At 59.7% G+C, this 16,848-nt stretch carries 16 protein-coding genes and 1 other RNA gene; all 17 read left to right on the top strand.

Annotation, left to right across the window (positions count from 1 at the left end; genetic code table 11):
• Nucleotides 1-21 precede the first annotated feature (21 nt).
• The 17 genes from QSV77_RS08770 to ftsW all read left to right on the top strand — a co-directional run bounded on the left by QSV77_RS08770 (nt 22) and on the right by ftsW (nt 16,845).
• On the top strand, nt 22-762 hold the full coding sequence (locus QSV77_RS08770) for a DnaJ family molecular chaperone (protein ID WP_035220735.1): 741 nt from the start codon (nt 22-24) through the stop codon (nt 760-762).
• On the top strand, nt 759-1,538 hold the full coding sequence (locus tag QSV77_RS08765) for an N-acetylmuramoyl-L-alanine amidase (RefSeq protein WP_302733164.1): 780 nt from the start codon (nt 759-761) through the stop codon (nt 1,536-1,538). The genes QSV77_RS08770 and QSV77_RS08765 overlap by 4 nt, the downstream gene beginning before the upstream one ends.
• A 247-nt stretch (nt 1,539-1,785) precedes the next feature.
• Nucleotides 1,786-2,325, top strand: coding sequence for a lytic transglycosylase domain-containing protein (locus QSV77_RS08760; RefSeq protein ID WP_302733163.1), 540 nt, complete (start codon nt 1,786-1,788; stop codon nt 2,323-2,325).
• 153 nt (nt 2,326-2,478) lie between these two features.
• Nucleotides 2,479-3,666 carry an FAD-binding oxidoreductase gene (locus tag QSV77_RS08755; RefSeq protein ID WP_302733162.1) on the top strand — a complete coding sequence of 396 codons (1,188 nt, stop codon included), beginning with the start codon at nt 2,479-2,481 and terminating at the stop codon, nt 3,664-3,666.
• 59 nt (nt 3,667-3,725) lie between these two features.
• Entirely contained in the window at nt 3,726-4,916 is a 1,191-nt protein-coding gene (locus QSV77_RS08750) for an FAD-binding oxidoreductase (protein ID WP_302733161.1), read from the top strand.
• Nucleotides 4,917-4,972: 56 nt separating this feature from the next.
• Nucleotides 4,973-5,374: RNase P RNA component class A (gene rnpB / locus QSV77_RS08745), an RNA gene on the top strand.
• Between the two features lie 124 nt (nt 5,375-5,498).
• The gene (locus QSV77_RS08740; protein ID WP_302733160.1) at nt 5,499-5,756 is read left to right on the top strand and encodes a type II toxin-antitoxin system ParD family antitoxin; all 258 of its coding nucleotides are present in this window, start codon (nt 5,499-5,501) and stop codon (nt 5,754-5,756) included.
• A complete protein-coding gene (locus QSV77_RS08735; protein ID WP_302733159.1) occupies nt 5,749-6,039 on the top strand; it encodes a type II toxin-antitoxin system RelE/ParE family toxin in 291 nt (96 codons plus the stop codon). The genes QSV77_RS08740 and QSV77_RS08735 overlap by 8 nt, the downstream gene beginning before the upstream one ends.
• A 380-nt stretch (nt 6,040-6,419) precedes the next feature.
• Nucleotides 6,420-6,860: a division/cell wall cluster transcriptional repressor MraZ gene (gene mraZ / locus QSV77_RS08730; protein WP_142840279.1), complete on the top strand. Its 441-nt coding sequence runs from the start codon at nt 6,420-6,422 to the stop codon at nt 6,858-6,860.
• Between the two features lie 14 nt (nt 6,861-6,874).
• Nucleotides 6,875-7,900, top strand: a complete 1,026-nt coding sequence (gene rsmH / locus QSV77_RS08725; protein WP_302733157.1) for a 16S rRNA (cytosine(1402)-N(4))-methyltransferase RsmH — start codon at nt 6,875-6,877, stop codon at nt 7,898-7,900.
• Nucleotide 7,901: 1 nt separating this feature from the next.
• Nucleotides 7,902-8,456: a hypothetical protein gene (locus QSV77_RS08720; protein WP_271362167.1), complete on the top strand. Its 555-nt coding sequence runs from the start codon at nt 7,902-7,904 to the stop codon at nt 8,454-8,456.
• Nucleotides 8,456-10,198 (top strand): penicillin-binding protein 2, encoded by a 1,743-nt coding sequence (locus tag QSV77_RS08715; RefSeq protein ID WP_142840277.1) that lies wholly within the window; start codon nt 8,456-8,458, stop codon nt 10,196-10,198. The genes QSV77_RS08720 and QSV77_RS08715 overlap by 1 nt, the downstream gene beginning before the upstream one ends.
• A gap of 59 nt (nt 10,199-10,257) precedes the next feature.
• Nucleotides 10,258-11,718: a UDP-N-acetylmuramoyl-L-alanyl-D-glutamate--2,6-diaminopimelate ligase gene (locus QSV77_RS08710; RefSeq protein WP_302733156.1), complete on the top strand. Its 1,461-nt coding sequence runs from the start codon at nt 10,258-10,260 to the stop codon at nt 11,716-11,718.
• On the top strand, nt 11,715-13,148 hold the full coding sequence (locus tag QSV77_RS08705; RefSeq protein WP_302733155.1) for a UDP-N-acetylmuramoylalanyl-D-glutamyl-2,6-diaminopimelate--D-alanyl-D-alanine ligase: 1,434 nt from the start codon (nt 11,715-11,717) through the stop codon (nt 13,146-13,148). Before QSV77_RS08710 ends, QSV77_RS08705 begins: the two co-directional genes overlap by 4 nt.
• Before the next feature lie 23 nt (nt 13,149-13,171).
• Nucleotides 13,172-14,272 (top strand): phospho-N-acetylmuramoyl-pentapeptide-transferase, encoded by a 1,101-nt coding sequence (mraY, locus tag QSV77_RS08700; RefSeq protein WP_046798061.1) that lies wholly within the window; start codon nt 13,172-13,174, stop codon nt 14,270-14,272.
• Nucleotides 14,273-14,275: 3 nt separating this feature from the next.
• Nucleotides 14,276-15,685 carry a UDP-N-acetylmuramoyl-L-alanine--D-glutamate ligase gene (gene murD, locus QSV77_RS08695; RefSeq protein WP_302733154.1) on the top strand — a complete coding sequence of 470 codons (1,410 nt, stop codon included), beginning with the start codon at nt 14,276-14,278 and terminating at the stop codon, nt 15,683-15,685.
• A 5-nt stretch (nt 15,686-15,690) separates the two neighbouring features.
• Complete coding sequence (gene ftsW / locus QSV77_RS08690; protein ID WP_142840273.1) at nt 15,691-16,845, top strand: putative lipid II flippase FtsW; 1,155 nt, start codon at nt 15,691-15,693, stop codon at nt 16,843-16,845.
• Nucleotides 16,846-16,848: the final 3 nt, after the last annotated feature.

The following is a 16,848-nucleotide window of genomic DNA, read 5'->3' as shown; positions in this document are numbered from 1 at the left end:
TATCCCGTCATGCTTGACGGCATGATGTTCGATTTTGCCTGTCTGCAAATTTCATCCCTGTGGGAGCGGCTGCTCGGCGCAATCGGCGACGCGGCAGGTGGTGCGCTTGGGCGCGTGGTTGAAGCCATCCGCACCCTCTTTGAGGGGGACCCGGAGACGCGGCGCAAGGTTTCCTTTTCCGTAGCGATTATCGCACTCTCCGCCAAGATGGCGAAGGCTGATGGCGTCGTTAACGACGCCGAGGTGCGCGCCTTCCGGCAAATCTTCGATTTCCCCGAAGAAGAAGCGCGAAACGTTGCCCGTCTTTACAATCTCGCCCGTCAGGACGTTGCCGGTTACGAAGCCTATGCCGAGCGGCTGGCCGGTCTTTGCGGTTCCGGGCACGACAATTGCGAGATGCTGGAAAGCGTCATCGACGGACTGTTCCATATCGCCAAGGCCGATGGGCTGATCCACGAGCGGGAACTGGCCTTCCTTGGCCGTATCGCCGAGATATTCCATATCACCGAAGACCACTTCGAAACGATCATGGCGCGGCATGTCCATATGGACGGACGCGATCCTTATCGCGTGCTTGGCGTTTCGCCCTCGGACGACTTCCTGGATATTCGCAAGCGTTACCGTTCGCTGGTTGCCGAACACCATCCCGACAAGCTGATTGCGCGCGGCGTGCCGATGGAATTGCATGCTGCCGCCAATGAGCGTATGGCGGCTCTCAATGCCGCCTATGCGGCCATCGAGAAAGAACGCCGCGTCGCATGAGTGAATGTCTGCCGGATTTTACCCCGGATTTTCCGGGCGCAGCCGTTGCGCCGTCCCCTAACCATGGCGAAAGACTTGATGTGGCCGGTCCCGATATCATTCTTCTACATTATACCGGCATGACGACGGCGGACGGCGCGCTGTCGTGGCTCCGCAACCCCGAAAGCCAGGTCTCCAGCCACTACTTCGTCTTCGAGGACGGCCGCGTCATCCAGATGGTGCCGGAAGGCCGTCGCGCCTGGCATGCGGGCAAGAGCACCTGGGCAGGGGATCAAGACATCAATTCCCGCTCCATCGGCATCGAAATCGCCAATCAGGGTCATCCTGGCGGCCTGCCGGAATTCCCTGGAAAACAGGTGGCTGCGGTCATCGAATTGTGTCGCGATTGCGGCCAGCGCTGGAATATCGCGCCTGAACGGGTGCTTGCCCATTCGGACGTAGCGCCTGTCCGCAAGGTCGATCCGGGCGAAAAATTCCCGTGGGACATCCTGTCGCAGAACGGTGTCGGCCACTGGGTGGAGCCTGCGCCGATCCGCGGCGGGCGCTTTTTCCAGCGCGGTGACCATGGGCAGCCGGTGGAAGCACTTCAGTCGATGCTGTCCATTTATGGATATGGCGTTGAAATAACAGGCGCTTATTGCGAAAAGACCGAAGGTGCCGTTGCTGCCTTCCAGCGGCATTTCCGCCCGGCTCTGGTGGATGGCATCGCGGATTTTTCCACCATCGACACGCTTCACCGGTTGATTGCCAGCCTGCCGAAATTTTCGGCCGCCTAAACGCGAATTCTGGAAAATAGTTCCCCGTTTTCCGGGCGTTCAAGTCGCTTTTTTTGATGTGCCACAGTTAATCCGCATTGAGGAAGTTTAAGAACAGCACTGCATGCGGTGTCGTTCTTCAGGGGAACCAGCCGTCAATATCAATCAAGGAGACTGGACTGCGGAAGGTCGAGATCGACTTTCCGGGCGCTGAACATTTGTGTCGATTCATTGGTTCAGTCATCCGATCTGGAGACTTTTTCTACATATGAACAGGGTTGTTGTTGCTGTTGCGGCGGGCGTTGTTATGCTCGCTTCACAGGCGGGGATTGCTTTTGCCAAAGACGAGGACGTGAAGACCAAAACCGTGACGCTGGAGACCTTCTTCCGCAAGCCCGGTTATCCCATTCCGGAAAAGAGTCTGCCTGCGTCGCTGAAGAACGACTATTCCGATCTGATCGTCAAATATGCCAAGCGTTATGGCGTTCCCACCAATCTGGCACATGCCGTGGTTTCGGTGGAAAGCAAGTTCAACCCCAAGGCTCGCGGTAGTGCAGGCGAGGTCGGGCTGATGCAGATCAAGCCGGCAACGGCGCGCATGATGGGCTTTCGTGGCACGACAAAAGCGCTCTACGATCCCGAGACCAATATTCGCTGGGGCATGCAATATCTGGCGACCGCCCACCAGCTTGGCGGCGGCCAAGTGTGCAGCACGATCCTGCGTTACAATGCCGGCCATGGCGCCACACGGATGAACCCGGTGTCCAAGCGTTATTGTGGCAAGGTGCAGGCGCTGCTGGCCAGCTGAGGTCTGCGCGGATCTTTTCAGGAAGCATTGCCTGGAAAAGCTGAACCGGTTTTTCCGCCCGGAAATCCGACAGCACTCCACGCTTTTGCGAAAAGCGATTCCGGTTCGTGCGGGCATGCTGTAGTCAGGAATAAATCTGATACGGAGCATGTCATGCCGGATTTCAAATATATCGTGGTCGGGGCCGGGATGATGGGTGCGGCCGCGGCGCGGCACCTTTCGGCGCAAACGGATGGCGTTGCGCTGATCGGGCCGGCCGAGCCCGCCGATCGCAAGACCCATAAAGGCGTGTTTTCGAGCCACTACGACGAAGCGCGCATCACCCGTGGGTTTGACGGTGATCCGGTCTGGGCGGAACTGGCGCAACGTTCGATCCGCCGTTATGCGGAGATCGAAGCCAAAAGCGGCATCCGTTTCTTTACCGAATCGGGCTGCCTGTTCACCGGGAACGGCAAGGGGCTTGCCGGAGATTATGTGTCGCGGGCGCTCTCCTCTGCCAACCGTCTCGGTCTTGGTGTGGAAACGCTCGGCACCGACGCGCTGGCTGGCCGGTTTCCGATGTTCTCGCTGCCCGCCGATCACGGTGGCAGCTTCGAGGCCCGTAACGCCGGGCATATCAATCCCCGCGCCTTGGTAAAGGCGCAGTGCTCGATTGCCGGGGCGCAGGGTACGCATCTGGTGCGCGAGACCGCAGCGCATGTTCGCGATACCTCCCACAGCGTCGAGGTGGTAACGCGGGAAGGTACTGTTCATACCGCTGAAAAGGTCATCGTGGCCGCAGGCGGTTTCACCAACATGGCTGAGCTTTTGCCTTCCCCGGTCGATATGGCGGCCACCGGTCGCACCATCGTATTTTTCGAACTGGATGACGCAAGGCAGGCGATATTCGGCGCCATGCCGTCGACCATCGTGCTGGCGGAGACGGAGGATGACATCGTCTACATCCTGCCGCCGGTGCGGTATCCCGATGGCAAGGTCTATCTGAAGATCGGCGGCGAAAGCGAGAAGGGCAGGCTTGAGACACTGGCCGAGGCGGTGGACTGGTTCCATTCCGACGGCACACCGGGTGAGGTGGAATTCCTGACGAGGAAGGCCCTGTCGCTGATGCCCGAACTTGCCGGCTGCCCCGTGACTTCCGGCTCCTGTGTCGCATCCATTACCCGCAGCGGTTATCCCTATATAGGCTATACACAATCCTCCAATATCGCAGTTCTGACGGGTGGCAATTTCGTTTCCGCCAAGTCTTCGGATGAGATCGGGCGGCTGGGCGCAGTGCTGCTTGCGAGTGGTCAACTGACCGAGGATGAATTCGCGGCCGAAATGTCGCCGGTTTTCGTCTGACATCCTTCTATTAAGCGGCTACAAGGTTGCTACTGAACAGGGCGGATGAAGAGGGCAGCATGTCGGGACATTTCAACTATATCGTCGTGGGTCGCGGCATGATGGGCGCCGCCGCCGCCCGCCATCTGGCGGAAACGGTGGATGGCGTGGCGCTGATCGGCCCCGGAGAACCTGCCGATATCAAATCACATCAGGGCGTTTTCGCCAGTCACTATGATGAAGCGCGGATTACCCGCACCATCGATGGTGATGCCGACTGGGCGCTGCTCGCCAACCGCTCGATTGCGCGTTATGCCGATATTGCCGCGAGAAGCGGCGTGGAATTTTACGCGCCGGTCGGTTGCCTGATGGTGGGGCCTCAGCGGGGCGGCGGCAATCCCTTTATCGATGATGTTTCCAAAGCGGCGACGCGGCTCGGTGTTTCGACGGAATTGCTGGATGGCGAAAACCTGAAAAGCCGGTTTCCCTATTTCTCCTTCGAACCGGGCTGCGAAGGTGTGTTCGAAAGGGACAATGCCGGATACGTCAATCCGCGCGCGCTGGTGAAAGCACAGGCGGTTCTGGCGGAAAAGGCCGGCGTCACGCTGATCGACGATATCGTCGTCTCGACGCGGGAAGAGGATGGCCGGGCATCGGTTCAGACGGCTTCCGGTGCGGTTTACACGGCAGACCGGGTGCTGGTGGCAGCCGGCGGTTTCTCGATCACGAAAGGCCTGCTGCCGCAGCCGGTCGCGCTCAATGTCTATGCGCGGACCGTCGCCTTCTTCGAGATTGATGAAGCCGATCTTGGGCAATATGCGGCCATGCCGTCGCTGATCTACGAGCCGCGCGACACCACGAAACATATCTATCTTTTGCCGCCGGTGCGTTATCCCGATGGCAAGTTCTATCTCAAAATCGGCGGCGATCCCGACGACAAGGCGGTCGGCAGCGACCCGGAAATCCGGGAATGGTTCCGGTCCGGCGGACGTGAAAGCGTACGGGATCATCTGTCGGCCATCGTCGAAACACTGGTGCCTTCCGTCGATCTCTCGCGTGTCTCGATGGCCGCCTGCGTCGTCTCCAAAACCCGGAGTGGTTATCCCGCCATCGGTTTTACCGCCTCACCGCGTATCGCGGTTCTCACCGGCGGCAATGGCACCGCGGCGAAGAGTTCCGACGAGATCGGGCGGCTGGGTGCCACGCTGCTGCGGGATGGAAAAATCACCGATCGTGCTTTCACAACGGATTTCACGCCGGCATTTCTTTGATCCTTGATTGCGCTTTTCGGTGGCTTTCGCTCCGGAACATGGTTATGGAGCCCATGCCAGTTGGCCGGGCAGCCGCGCTTTACCAATGTCGAAAGACGGTAAGGTGAGGAAAGTCCGGGCTCCACGGAAATACGGTGCCGGATAACGTCCGGCGGGGGTGACCCCAGGGAAAGTGCCACAGAGAGCAAACCGCCATGCTTTGCATGGTAAGGGTGAAAGGGTGGGGTAAGAGCCCACCGCGCCGCTGGTGACAGTGGTGGCAAGGTAAACCCCACCGGGAGCAAGACCGAATAGGGATGACACGGGATGGGCGAAAGCCCGTTTACAGCCGGTTTCCGGGTCCGTCATCCGGGTGGGTTGCGAGAGGCGGCATGCAAATGCCGTCCCAGATGAATGGCTGCCACGTTCCGGGTCAAACCGGGGCCATACAGAACCCGGCTTACAGGCCAACTGGCGAATTTTCCCGTGTTTGTAATGCGGTTTGCGTGGCGAGGCGAGGATGCGCAACCTCGTCTGTTTCCTCGGTTTTGGCTGGCCTGATTATCAAAAACTGATAATATGTGTCTGACGAAAGGTGCTGCCATGCCATCCAGCTACAATATTGGTCCTCATTATGAAGGTCTTGTCCGTGCACTGGTGGAAAGTGGGCGCTATGCCAGCGCCAGTGAAGTCATGCGAGACAGCCTCCGTTTGCTCGAGCAGCGTGAGGAAATTCGCCAGATTGAAATTGCCCACCTCAAGAAGGCTTACGAAGACGGTATGGCAAGTGGTGAAGGCCGCGAAATCAAGGCCGATGCGTTTCTGGCCGAATTGAAAGCGGACGCGCGTTCGCGTGGCTAAGTATATTTTCAGCCTCGGTGCTGAAGAAGATTTGCGCAAAATCTGGCGTGATATTACCCATCGTAATGAACCGGCTGCAGATGCATTGCTGCGTCGAATCTTCGACAAGGTGGAACTGGCCGCCGGCCATCCTTTCATGGGCGCAAGCCGACCGGAGTTGAGCCCCACCGCGCGGATTTTGATCGAGGGGCGCTACATTATCATTTACGAACCCACGGCCTACGGCATCTTCATTGTCGCCATTGTCTATGGCCCTCGCGATTTGGACAATTGGCTGGATTAAGCGCGTATTTGGCATCGGCCTAGCCATTTCCTTGTTTCAAAAAAGAAAAACGCCAATTTCACCGCATTTTCTTGTGCCGTGAAAGCGCATCTGTGCGCCCGAAGTAAACCATTCGTTAAACTTAACGGCTTATGAATTTCCGATGCGAAGTCGGTATCGTGCCGGCTTCTCCCATTGACGCCCATAGTGTCCCATGATATCCCAAATACACACCACACTGGGTCGTGTTTTTGACCCGCAATCGCTGAAACGAGTGAGGAGCCTGCAAGGGGCTGCTGCAGGGCATGTTGCCCTGGCGCTTGGTGATGTGTCGTGCGTACCGGTGTTGTCTGTGGGGCGGATGGTTCGCCTGGCGGATTGCGGTTTGGGCGAGTTGAGTAATGGACCGCTTTTTATCGAACGTGACGAACAGGATCGACGCCAAGGGGCGCGTTTCGGTTCCGTCTCCGTTTCGTTCGGTGCTGGTGAGGCGCGGTATCCAGGAGCTTTATTGCCTTCAGGATTTCGCTTTCCCGGCAATCAGTATCGGCGGTCCGGATTTGCTGGAGCGCTACGAGCGGCAGATTGCGTCGATGGATGCCTTCTCGCCGCAAGCGAACGCGATGTCGCTGCTGGTTCACGGCGGCGGTGTCTTCATGAAGCTCGACCAGGAAGGTCGGTTGATGGTGACGGATTTCGTGCGGGAATTTACCGGCATATCCACCGAGGTCACCTTCGTCGGACGGGCGGATCATTTTCAGCTTTGGCAACCGCAGGCGTTTTTGGGCGCGCAGGCGGAAGCAAGAGCGGGGCGCGGTTTTTCGGCTGCTCGCCCCGCATAGGACGGGGACACGGAATGGCGGCGAATTCTGGTGGGCGATCTTCTGATGCCGATGGCGGACCTCAGCGTCACATCCCTGTCCTGCTTCGCGAAGTTATCGCCGCGCTTGAACCCGCATCCGGAAAAATCATCCTTGATGGCACTTTTGGTGCCGGCGGCTACACCCAGGCCATTCTCGATCAGGGTGCCAACGTCATCGCGCTCGACCGCGATCCGACCGCGATAGCTGGCGGTCAGGCGATGGTTGCCGCCAATGGCGGCAGGTTACACCTCATTCAATCACAATTTTCCGATCTGGCGAGGCACGCGCCCGAGGGCGGTCTTGACGGCGTCGTACTTGATATCGGCGTTTCCTCCATGCAGATCGACGAGGCAGAGCGCGGTTTTTCCTTTCAGAAGAACGGTCCCCTTGATATGCGCATGTCCGCCTCCGGCGTTTCGGCGGCGGATGTCGTCAATCGTGCCAAGGTCGGCGATCTGATTCGCATCTTCGGTTTTCTCGGTGAGGAAAAGCAGCCGGGCCGCATTGCCCGCGCCATCGAGAAGAAGAGGGCGGAAGAGCCCTTCCGCACCACGCGTGATCTCGCCGGTCTCATCGAGATCGTCACGCCGCGCAAGGCGAAGGACAAAATTCATCCCGCGACTCGGGTGTTTCAGGCGCTTCGAGTTTTCGTCAATGATGAACTCGGCGAGTTGGCGCAGGCGCTTTTCGCTGCAGAGCGGTCCCTGAAGCCCGGTGGTCGCCTGGTTGTCGTCACGTTCCATTCGCTGGAAGACCGCATCGTCAAGAAATTCTTCTCCGACCGTTCCGGCAAGGCTGCCGGTTCCCGGCATCTGCCGATGGTCGAAGACAAGCCGGCCATTTTCGACAATATCGGCAAGCCGATGATCGCCGCCAGCGACGCGGAGGCGGAGCTCAATCCGCGTGCCCGTTCAGCCAAGCTGCGGGCCGGTCTGCGCACGACCGCGCCAGCGCGCGCGGCGGATTTTTCGATCTTCGAGCTTCCCGATCTCGCCAGCCTTGAAAAGATGGGAGGCTGATATGCTGCGCACTTTCGATGTCATCTTGATGGGGGTCATGGTTGCTGCGGCCGTCGTGACCTATTCGATCAAACACAAGGCCGATCTGAAGCTCGAAGAGGTCCGCAAGCTCGAGGCCGAAATCAAGCTCGAGAAGGATACGATCGATCTGTTGCGGGCCGACTGGGCGCTCCTGACGCAGCCGAATCGTCTGCATCGCCTCGTCAATGCCTATCAGGACGAGCTTGGCCTTTCGCCGACGCTGCCGACGCAATTGGCGCAGCCGCGTGAACTGCCCATGCTGCGCTCGCAACTGCCGCAGCCGCCTGAGCCGGAAGGCATGAGCGTCGAGGATGTGATTGCCGCCGCCGTCAACGGTTCCAAGCCGGGCGCGACGCTTGGCGCAGCCACCAAAAAGAAATCGCCGCCGGCAGGCCAGATAGCCGCCAATGGCGCCCCGGTTCCGACGCCGAGGGCCCGCGTTTCCCGTCCCCCAGCGGCTTCGGCCGTCTCCGCCGTCGCCGGTGATGAAACCGATGACATGGATGACACGATAACAGGATCGGTGAACCGCTGATGTCTTTTCTCTCCCGCGTCATGGTTTTGAAGAGCAAGGCTCATTTTTCCGCCAGCACCACCGGTGTTTATACCGATCATGCGGCTTTCGAGGGTGCCCGCAAGAAGCGTGCTGCCCAGGCGAAAAGCCGGGTTGGCCTGATCATTTTCGGTTTCGTGGCCTTTTATGCCGTCGTTGGTGGGCGTCTCGTACAATATGGCATGGCGGAACAGGAAACCGTTTCGAGCATCGCGCCCGCAGACCGGTTGATGGCGTCGCGCCCGGACCTTCTCGACCGCAATGGCGAGGTTCTCGCCACAGACATCCGCACCGTCTCGCTGTTTGCCGAGCCGCATCGCATCGTCGATATCGACGAGGCGATCGAGAAGCTGCGCACCGTTCTGCCTGATCTCGATCAGCGCGGCACCTATCAGAAGCTCACCTCCAATTCCCGTTTCCAGTGGCTGCGCCGTCAGTTGACGCCCAAGCAGCAGAGCCAGATTCTCGCACTCGGCATTCCCGGTGTGGGGTTCCGTCCGGAAAAACGCCGGTTCTATCCGGGTGGGCCAACGGCTGCCCATGTCGTCGGTCATGTGAACATCGACAATCGCGGCGTGGCGGGTATGGAGCGGTATGTCGACAATCAGGGACTTGCCGATCTGACGGCACTTGGCATGACCAGCGATCAACCGCTGGAGCCGGTAAAACTTTCGATCGATCTGCGCGTGCAGTCCATCGTGCGTGAGGTCGTAACCTCCGCGATCGCCAAATTCCAGGCAATCGGCGCCGGCGCCGTGGTGCTGGACGTGCATACGGGTGAAGTTCTCGCCATGGCCTCGGTGCCGGATTACGATCCGAACAACCCGGCCGAAGGCGCAAAGGAGGGCTGGCTCAACCGCATGTCGAACGGCACGTTCGAAATGGGATCGACCTTCAAGTCCTTCACCATCGCCATGGGCCTCGATTCGGGTCGTGTGCGTCTGGGTGACAGTTTCGATGCCCGTTATCCGATCCGGATCGGCGGTTTCACCATCAAGGACTTCCATGGCAAGAACCGCGTTTTGTCGGTGCCGGAAATCTTCCAGTTTTCGTCCAACATCGGTACGGCCAAGATCGCCGACACTGTCGGTACCGAAGGCCACAAGGAGTTTCTGACGAAGCTCGGGCTTTTGACCCGCATGCAGACCGAATTGCCGGAGGTGGCGCTGCCATCGCAGCCGCGTGAATGGAAGAAGATCAACTCCATCACCATTTCCTTCGGTCACGGTGTTTCGACGACGCCGCTGCAGACGGCGGTTGCCGGCGCGGCGCTCGTTAATGGCGGCAAGCTGATCGAGCCGACCTTCCTGCCGCGCACCCGCGAACAGGCCGATCTGGTGGCCAAGCAGGTTCTGAAACCCACCACCAGCAAGGACATGCGTTTCCTGTTCGAGTGGAATGGTGTGAACGGATCGGGCCGTAATGCGCGCGTCGACGGTTTCAACGTCGGCGGCAAGACCGGCACGGCGGACAAGGTCGTAAATGGCCGCTATGTCCGCGACAAGAACTTCAACGCCTTCCTGTCAGCTTTCCCGATCGACGATCCGCAATATGTGGTGTTGACCTTTATCGATGAACCGAAGACGGACAAGGGCAATGGCGCGGCACTCGCCGGCACCTCCGCAGCGCCGATGGTGCGCGATATCATCGCCCGCACCGCAGCGGTGCTGGGCGTGAAGCCGAAGTTCGGCAAGGATGGCTCGGCCTTGCTCGTGTCTTATTGATTGTTAGAGCTTATGATGTTCCGGCGATTCGCGCCGGGGGGACAAGACGGACACAGTCGATGAATTTGCGAGATATATCCGGAAACGCGTTTCCGGAATTGAATGAATTGCTCCTGTCTGAGATCGGGGCGATCGAAATCGGGGGAATAACCGCAGACAGCCGCAAGGCTGCGCCAGGCAGCCTGTTCGTGGCGGTGGCGGGAACCAAGGCGGATGGCGCGACCTATGTGAAGGACGCGGTCGCCAAGGGTGCGGTTGCGATCGTTTCCGCACATGCGGTGGAGGCCGATGTACCGGTTCTCGCTGTCACCGATCCGCGTCTCTATCTCTCCCTTGCCGCTGCCCGGTTCTACGGAAAACAGCCTGAAACCATGGTTGCTGTGACCGGCACGGCTGGAAAGACGTCCGTCGCCTCCTTCGTGCGGCAGATCTGGGCCTTTGCCGGCCATGCCGCCGCACAGATCGGCACGACGGGTGTCATTGCGCCCGGCCGCGAGGATTATGGCGCGCTGACGACACCCGACCCTGTGACATTGCATGCACTTCTGGCCGAGCTTGCCGACGAAGGCGTAACGCATGCGGCGATGGAGGCTTCGAGCCACGGCCTTGACCAGCGCCGCCTCGATGGCGTGAAGCTTGCAGCGGCCGGTTTCACCAATCTCGGCCGCGATCATATGGATTATCATCCGACCGTTGAGGACTATATGGCCGCGAAGATGCGGCTGTTCGATACGCTGATGAAAAAGGGTGCACCGGCAGTGATCTTCGCTGACGATCCCTGGTCGCAGCAGGCCATCCGCGCCGCTGGTGATGCGGGCCTTGATGTTCGCACTGTTGGCCGCAAGGGCGATTACCTGACGCTGAAACGGGTGGAGCATTTCCGTCATAAACAGATGATCGAAGTGCATCATGACGGCGTGATTCACGAAGTCGATATTCCGCTTGCCGGCGATTTTCAGGTGGCCAACGCGCTCGTGGCAGCCGGTCTCGCCATGTCCACGGGCGTTTCCGCCACTGTGGCGATGAAGGCGCTTGAAAAGCTGATCGGTGCGGCCGGTCGTCTGGAACTCGTAGGCCAGACGAAAAACGGTGCGCTTGCCTATGTGGATTATGCCCACAAGCCGGATGCGCTGGAAAATGTGCTGACCTCGGTCAGGCCTTTCACTTCCGGCCGTATCATCACCGTCTTCGGCTGCGGTGGCGACCGTGACAAGGGCAAGCGCCCGATCATGGGTGAGGTGGCGACGCGGCTTTCTGACATCGTCATCGTCACCGATGACAATCCGCGCTCGGAAGATGCCGCAACGATCCGTTCCGAGGTCATGGCGGCGGCGCCGGGTGCAGTGGAAATCGGCGACAGATCGCAGGCGATCCACCATGCGGTGTCGCTGCTTTCAAATGGCGATACGCTGATCGTCGCGGGCAAGGGGCATGAAGAGGGGCAGATCGTCGGTTCCGTGACGCTGCCGTTTTCCGATCATGAACAGGTGCGCGCTGCGCTGGAAGGATTGAAGATTTGAGCTGGTTATGGACAGTCGCCGACATGATCGCCATCACGGCAGGACGCCCGGTGGGCAACCTGCCGATCGGAATCACCGGCATTTCCATCGACAGCCGGACCGTTAAACCCGGAGAGGCTTTCTTCGCCATCAAGGGTGATCGGGTCGACGGCCATGATTATACCAGCTTTGCCGTTGCCAATGGCGCCGGTCTTCTGGTGGTGGCCGAAGGCAAGCTGCCGGCTCTCGGCCGGCTGACCGTGCCGATGATCGTGGTGGAGGATGTTCTCGCCGCACTTGGCAAGCTCGCGATCGCGGCGCGTGAAAGAACCTCGGCACGCATCATCGCGGTGACCGGTTCGGTCGGCAAGACGACGACGAAGGAGATGCTGCGGCAGGCTCTGGAGCCGTCGGGTCGGGTTCACGCGGCAGTCGCTTCCTTCAACAACCATTGGGGCGTGCCGCTAACGCTGGCGCGCATGCCCGCCGATACCGAATTCGGTGTGTTCGAAATCGGCATGAACCATTCCGGCGAAATCCGGCCACTGGTGAAGATGGTGCGCCCGCATGTGGCGATCATCACCACCATCGCTGCCGCCCATCTCGGCAATTTCAAGAACATCGAAGAGATCGCTGCCGCCAAGGCGGAGATATTCGAAGGTCTGGAGGAGGGCGGCTCCGTCATCCTCAACCGCGACAATGCACAGTTCGAGCAGCTTGAAGAGGTCGCACAGGAGCAGGGCATAGAGCATGTTCTGACCTTCGGGCAGCATGCGAAAGCCGATTTCCGGCTTGCCGATTTCGAAAGCACGCCGTCGGGTTCAACCATCTGGGCGATCCTGAACGGTGAGACCAGCGAATTGCACCTGAACGTTCCCGGTCGTCACATCGCCGATAATGCCATGGCCGTGCTTGGCGCTGTTGCCGTGACCGGCGCCAATCTCGACCGTGCTTTTGAAGCGCTTGGAACACTCGAAGCGGTGAAGGGGCGCGGCCAGCGCCACCGCCTGACGATCGACGGCGGCTCCTTCCTGCTCATCGACGAGAGCTATAATGCCAACCCGGCTTCCATGCGGGCGGCGATTGCCGTGCTGGCGGAGACCGAAACGCAGGGCCACGGCCGACGCGTTGCAGTTCTCGGCGACATGCTGGAAATGGGTGAATTTTCCGCGCAGCTGCATGAAGAGCTGGCCGGGCCGCTGCTTGCGGCGGGTATCGAACATGTCTGGCTGGCGGGAGAGGCGATGGCCGCCCTTCGCGATGCGTTGCCGGACAGCGTCACCGTCATCTGGTTCCCGACGACGGCGGAACTCACCGATTTCGCCCTGCAATGGGTGCAACCGGGAGACGCGCTCATGGTAAAATCGTCACTGGGGCTTGGTTTCGGCAAGATTGTCGCCGCCCTGCTTGACAAGTATCCGGCATTCCCCGAGACGGAACGCCAAGTCTGAAATAGCCTTTTGAAAGGGCAAATATGCTGATCTGGCTCGTCGAACTGTCGGATAAAGTTCAAGTCTTCAACCTCTTCCGGTACATCACCTTCCGGGCGGGCGCCGCAATGTTCACCTCTGCGTTGATCGTCTTCCTGTTCGGACCGGCAATCATCAACTCGCTGCGCGTTCGCCAGGGCAAAGGCCAGCCGATCCGCGCCGATGGGCCGCAGACCCATTTCAAGAAGGCCGGTACGCCGACCATGGGCGGGCTGATGATCCTTGCGGGTATTCTCGGTGGTTCGCTGCTCTGGGGTGACCTGTCGAATGTCTATGTCGTCGCCGTTTTGATGGTGACGCTCGGTTTCGGCGCAATCGGCTTTTACGACGATTATCTCAAGGTGACGAAGCAGAGCGACAAGGGTTTTTCCGGCAAGGCCCGTCTCGGCATCGAATTCGTGATCGCGGCGATTGCCGTGTTTTTCATGATGAAGATGGCGCTCGCCTCCGCACCGCATGGCGGCACGCTCGGCAGCTCCATCGCCTTTCCTTTCTTCAAGGAATTCGTGATCAATCTGAGCTACTTCTTCGTGCTGTTCGGTGCTTTTGTCATCGTCGGTGCCGGCAATGCGGTGAACCTGACGGATGGCCTCGATGGTCTCGCCATCGTGCCGGTCATGATCGCTGCCGCCACCTTCGGCGTGATTGCCTATCTCGCCGGTAACGCGGTTTTTGCCAACTACCTGCAGATCAATTTCGTGCCCGGCACCGGCGAACTTGCGGTCATCGTCGGTGCGGTCATCGGCGCGGGCCTCGGCTTCCTGTGGTTCAATGCGCCGCCCGCCGCCATCTTCATGGGCGATACGGGTTCGCTGGCGCTTGGTGGTCTTATCGGCTCCATCGCAGTTGCCACCAAGCATGAGATCGTCATGGTCATCGTCGGCGGCCTGTTCGTCATGGAGACACTGTCGGTCATCATCCAGGTGTTCTGGTTCAAGCGCACCGGCCGGCGCGTCTTCCTCATGGCGCCGATCCATCACCATTTCGAGAAAAAAGGCTGGACGGAAAGCCAGGTGGTCATCCGTTTCTGGATCATCTCCGTGGGTCTCGCGCTGCTTGGCCTCGCCACCCTGAAGCTGAGGTGAACGATGATCCCGGTCACGTCGTTCAGAGGTAAGAAAGTCGCCCTCTTCGGGCTTGGCGGTTCAGGTCTTGTCACGGCCAGGGCGCTGGTTGCCGGTGGTGCGGAAGTCGTCGCTTTCGACGACAATCCCGACAGCGTTGCCAAGGCCGAGGCTGAGGGCATCGTAACGGCGGACCTTCGAACGATAGACTGGCCCTCGTTTTCGTCCTTCGTGCTGGCGCCCGGCGTGCCTTTGACACATCCAAAGCCGCACTGGTCTGTGGACCTTGCGAAAGCAGCGGGTGTCGAGATCATCGGCGATATCGAGCTTTTCATTCGCGAACGTCGTGCCCATGCGCCGGATTGCCCGTTTATCGCGATTACCGGCACCAACGGCAAATCCACGACGACGGCGCTGATCGCCCATATTCTCAAGGCCTCCGGCCGCGATACGCAGCTCGGCGGCAATATCGGCACGGCGGTGCTAAGCCTCGATCCGCCGAAAGCGCAACGTTTTTACGTGGTCGAATGCTCGTCCTACCAGATCGATCTGGCACCGACGATCAATCCGACTGCCGGTATCCTGCTCAATCTGACGCCTGACCATCTCGACCGGCATGGCACCATGCAGCATTATGCCGACGTCAAGGAGCGGCTGGTGGCGGGCAGCAACACTGCGATCGTCGGTGTGGACGACAGCCATTCGACGCTGATTGCCGATCGCATCGAGCGCGCCGGCGTCAAGGTGGAGCGCATTTCCAAGCGTAACATCGTTTCCGAAGGTCTTTATGCCGAAGGCAGCCGCATCCTGCGGGCACATGGCGGCACGTCTTCGCTGCTGGTCGATCTCGACGGTATCCAGACGCTTCGTGGCAGCCACAATGCGCAGAACGCGGCGGCGGCAATCGCTGCCTGCCTTGCGGTCGGGGTTTCCGAAGACGAGGTTCGCGCCGGTCTCAAATCGTTCCCTGGCCTCAAGCACCGCATGCAGCCGGTCGGCCGGCGCGGTAACGTCACCTTCGTCAATGACAGCAAGGCGACCAATGCCGATGCCGCGGCACCTGCGCTTTCGAGCTATGAGCGGATTTACTGGATCGCCGGCGGTCTTCCCAAGGCGGGTGGCATAACCAGCCTGTCGCCGCTGTTTCCTCACATCGCCAAAGCCTATCTGATCGGTGAAGCGGCGGCGGAATTTGCCGCGACGCTTGGCGAGGCGGTGCCTTATGAAATATCCGGCACGCTGGACAAGGCCGTGCAGCATGCGGCAGCCGATGCAGAAAAAGATGCGACGACCGGCAATGTCGTGATGTTATCCCCGGCTTGCGCAAGCTTCGATCAATATAAGAACTTTGAAATCAGAGGTGATTCGTTCGTCGCGCAGGTCGCGGCGCTCGACGGCATGACGATGCTCGTTCACTCTGGAAAAGGGGGCTGAAGGCCATGGTAAGCCGAGTTGATCGCGGTCCGGTCGCAGAGTGGTTCTGGACTATCGACCGTTTCTTTCTGGCGGCGTTCGTCGCACTGATGGGCATCGGCCTGATGCTGTCGTTTGCGGCGTCGCCTGCGGTTGCCGAGCGTATCGGTCTCAACAGCTTCTTCTTCGTCGAACGTCAGGCGATGTTCATGGTGCCGTCGCTGGCGATCATGGTCGGCCTTTCCTTCCTGTCGCCCCGTCAGGTCAGGCGTGTTGCGGTCATCATGCTGATCGCTTCGCTGTTGATGATGATCTTCGCGCTGTTCTTCGGCATCGAGGTCAAGGGTGCACGACGGTGGATTTCCATCGGCACCTTCTCGATCCAGCCTTCGGAATTCATGAAGCCTGCCTTTGTGATCGTCTGCGCCTGGCTGTTTGCCGAACGGGCGCGCCATCCTGAAATTCCCGGCAATCTCTTCGCCATCATCACCTTCGGCATCGTGGCAGCACTCCTGATCGCCCAGCCGGACTTCGGCCAGACGATCCTGACCTCGGTTGTCTGGGGCGGCATGTTCTTCATGGCCGGCGTGCCGTGGTTCTGGATCATCATGCTCGGCGGCGTTGGCGTTGGCGGCATCATTTCCGCCTATCTGATGTTGCCACACGTCGCCGGTCGTATTGACCGCTTCTGGACCGGCGAAGGCGATACGTTCCAGGTGGATACGGCGCGTGAGGCGATCATTCGCGGCGACTGGTTCGGGCGCGGCCCGGGCGAAGGCATCGTCAAGCGCATCATTCCCGACAGCCATACCGACTTCATCTTCTCGGTTGCGGCTGAAGAATTCGGCATCGTTTTCTGCATGTTCCTCGTTGCGATCTTCGCCTTCATCGTGCTGCGCGGCCTGTCGCACGCCTTCAAGGAAAAGGACGATTTCTGCCGCTTCGCCGTGGCTGGTCTCGTGCTGCAGATCGGCATGCAGTCGATGATCAATATTGGCGTTAATCTGGAGCTGATGCCCGCCAAGGGCATGACGCTGCCTTTGATTTCCTATGGCGGTTCGTCGATGATGGCGATCTGCGTCACCGCCGGCTTCCTTCTGGCGCTGACACGCCACAGACCTGAAAAGCGGGCGCAGGAGCGCAGCTTCTTCCGCGTCGGTTCCGGCGTTCCAGCGGAGTAAACG

The organism is Agrobacterium sp. V1, assembly GCF_030518355.1.
Lineage (GTDB): Bacteria > Pseudomonadota > Alphaproteobacteria > Rhizobiales > Rhizobiaceae > Agrobacterium > Agrobacterium cucumeris.
The sequence above is the reverse complement of the archived record's forward strand: the minus strand, read 5'-3'. Positions and strand labels throughout refer to the sequence as shown.

Bases quoted from the DNA above. Each gene is read 5' to 3' on its own strand.
- murD (WP_302733154.1), top strand. From the start codon at position 14,276: ATGATCCCGGTCACGTCGTTCAGAGGTAAGAAAGTCGCCCTCTTCGGG.
- rsmH (WP_302733157.1), top strand. From the start codon at position 6,875: ATGGCGGCGAATTCTGGTGGGCGATCTTCTGATGCCGATGGCGGACCT.
- QSV77_RS08750 (WP_302733161.1), top strand. From the start codon at position 3,726: ATGTCGGGACATTTCAACTATATCGTCGTGGGTCGCGGCATGATGGGC.
- QSV77_RS08755 (WP_302733162.1), top strand. From the start codon at position 2,479: ATGCCGGATTTCAAATATATCGTGGTCGGGGCCGGGATGATGGGTGCG.
- QSV77_RS08710 (WP_302733156.1), top strand. From the start codon at position 10,258: ATGAATTTGCGAGATATATCCGGAAACGCGTTTCCGGAATTGAATGAA.
- QSV77_RS08715 (WP_142840277.1), top strand. From the start codon at position 8,456: ATGTCTTTTCTCTCCCGCGTCATGGTTTTGAAGAGCAAGGCTCATTTT.
- QSV77_RS08740 (WP_302733160.1), top strand. From the start codon at position 5,499: ATGCCATCCAGCTACAATATTGGTCCTCATTATGAAGGTCTTGTCCGT.
- QSV77_RS08765 (WP_302733164.1), top strand. From the start codon at position 759: ATGAGTGAATGTCTGCCGGATTTTACCCCGGATTTTCCGGGCGCAGCC.
- QSV77_RS08770 (WP_035220735.1), top strand. From the start codon at position 22: ATGATGTTCGATTTTGCCTGTCTGCAAATTTCATCCCTGTGGGAGCGG.
- QSV77_RS08720 (WP_271362167.1), top strand. From the start codon at position 7,902: ATGCTGCGCACTTTCGATGTCATCTTGATGGGGGTCATGGTTGCTGCG.
- QSV77_RS08760 (WP_302733163.1), top strand. From the start codon at position 1,786: ATGAACAGGGTTGTTGTTGCTGTTGCGGCGGGCGTTGTTATGCTCGCT.
- mraY (WP_046798061.1), top strand. From the start codon at position 13,172: ATGCTGATCTGGCTCGTCGAACTGTCGGATAAAGTTCAAGTCTTCAAC.
- ftsW (WP_142840273.1), top strand. From the start codon at position 15,691: ATGGTAAGCCGAGTTGATCGCGGTCCGGTCGCAGAGTGGTTCTGGACT.
- mraZ (WP_142840279.1), top strand. From the start codon at position 6,420: ATGGACCGCTTTTTATCGAACGTGACGAACAGGATCGACGCCAAGGGG.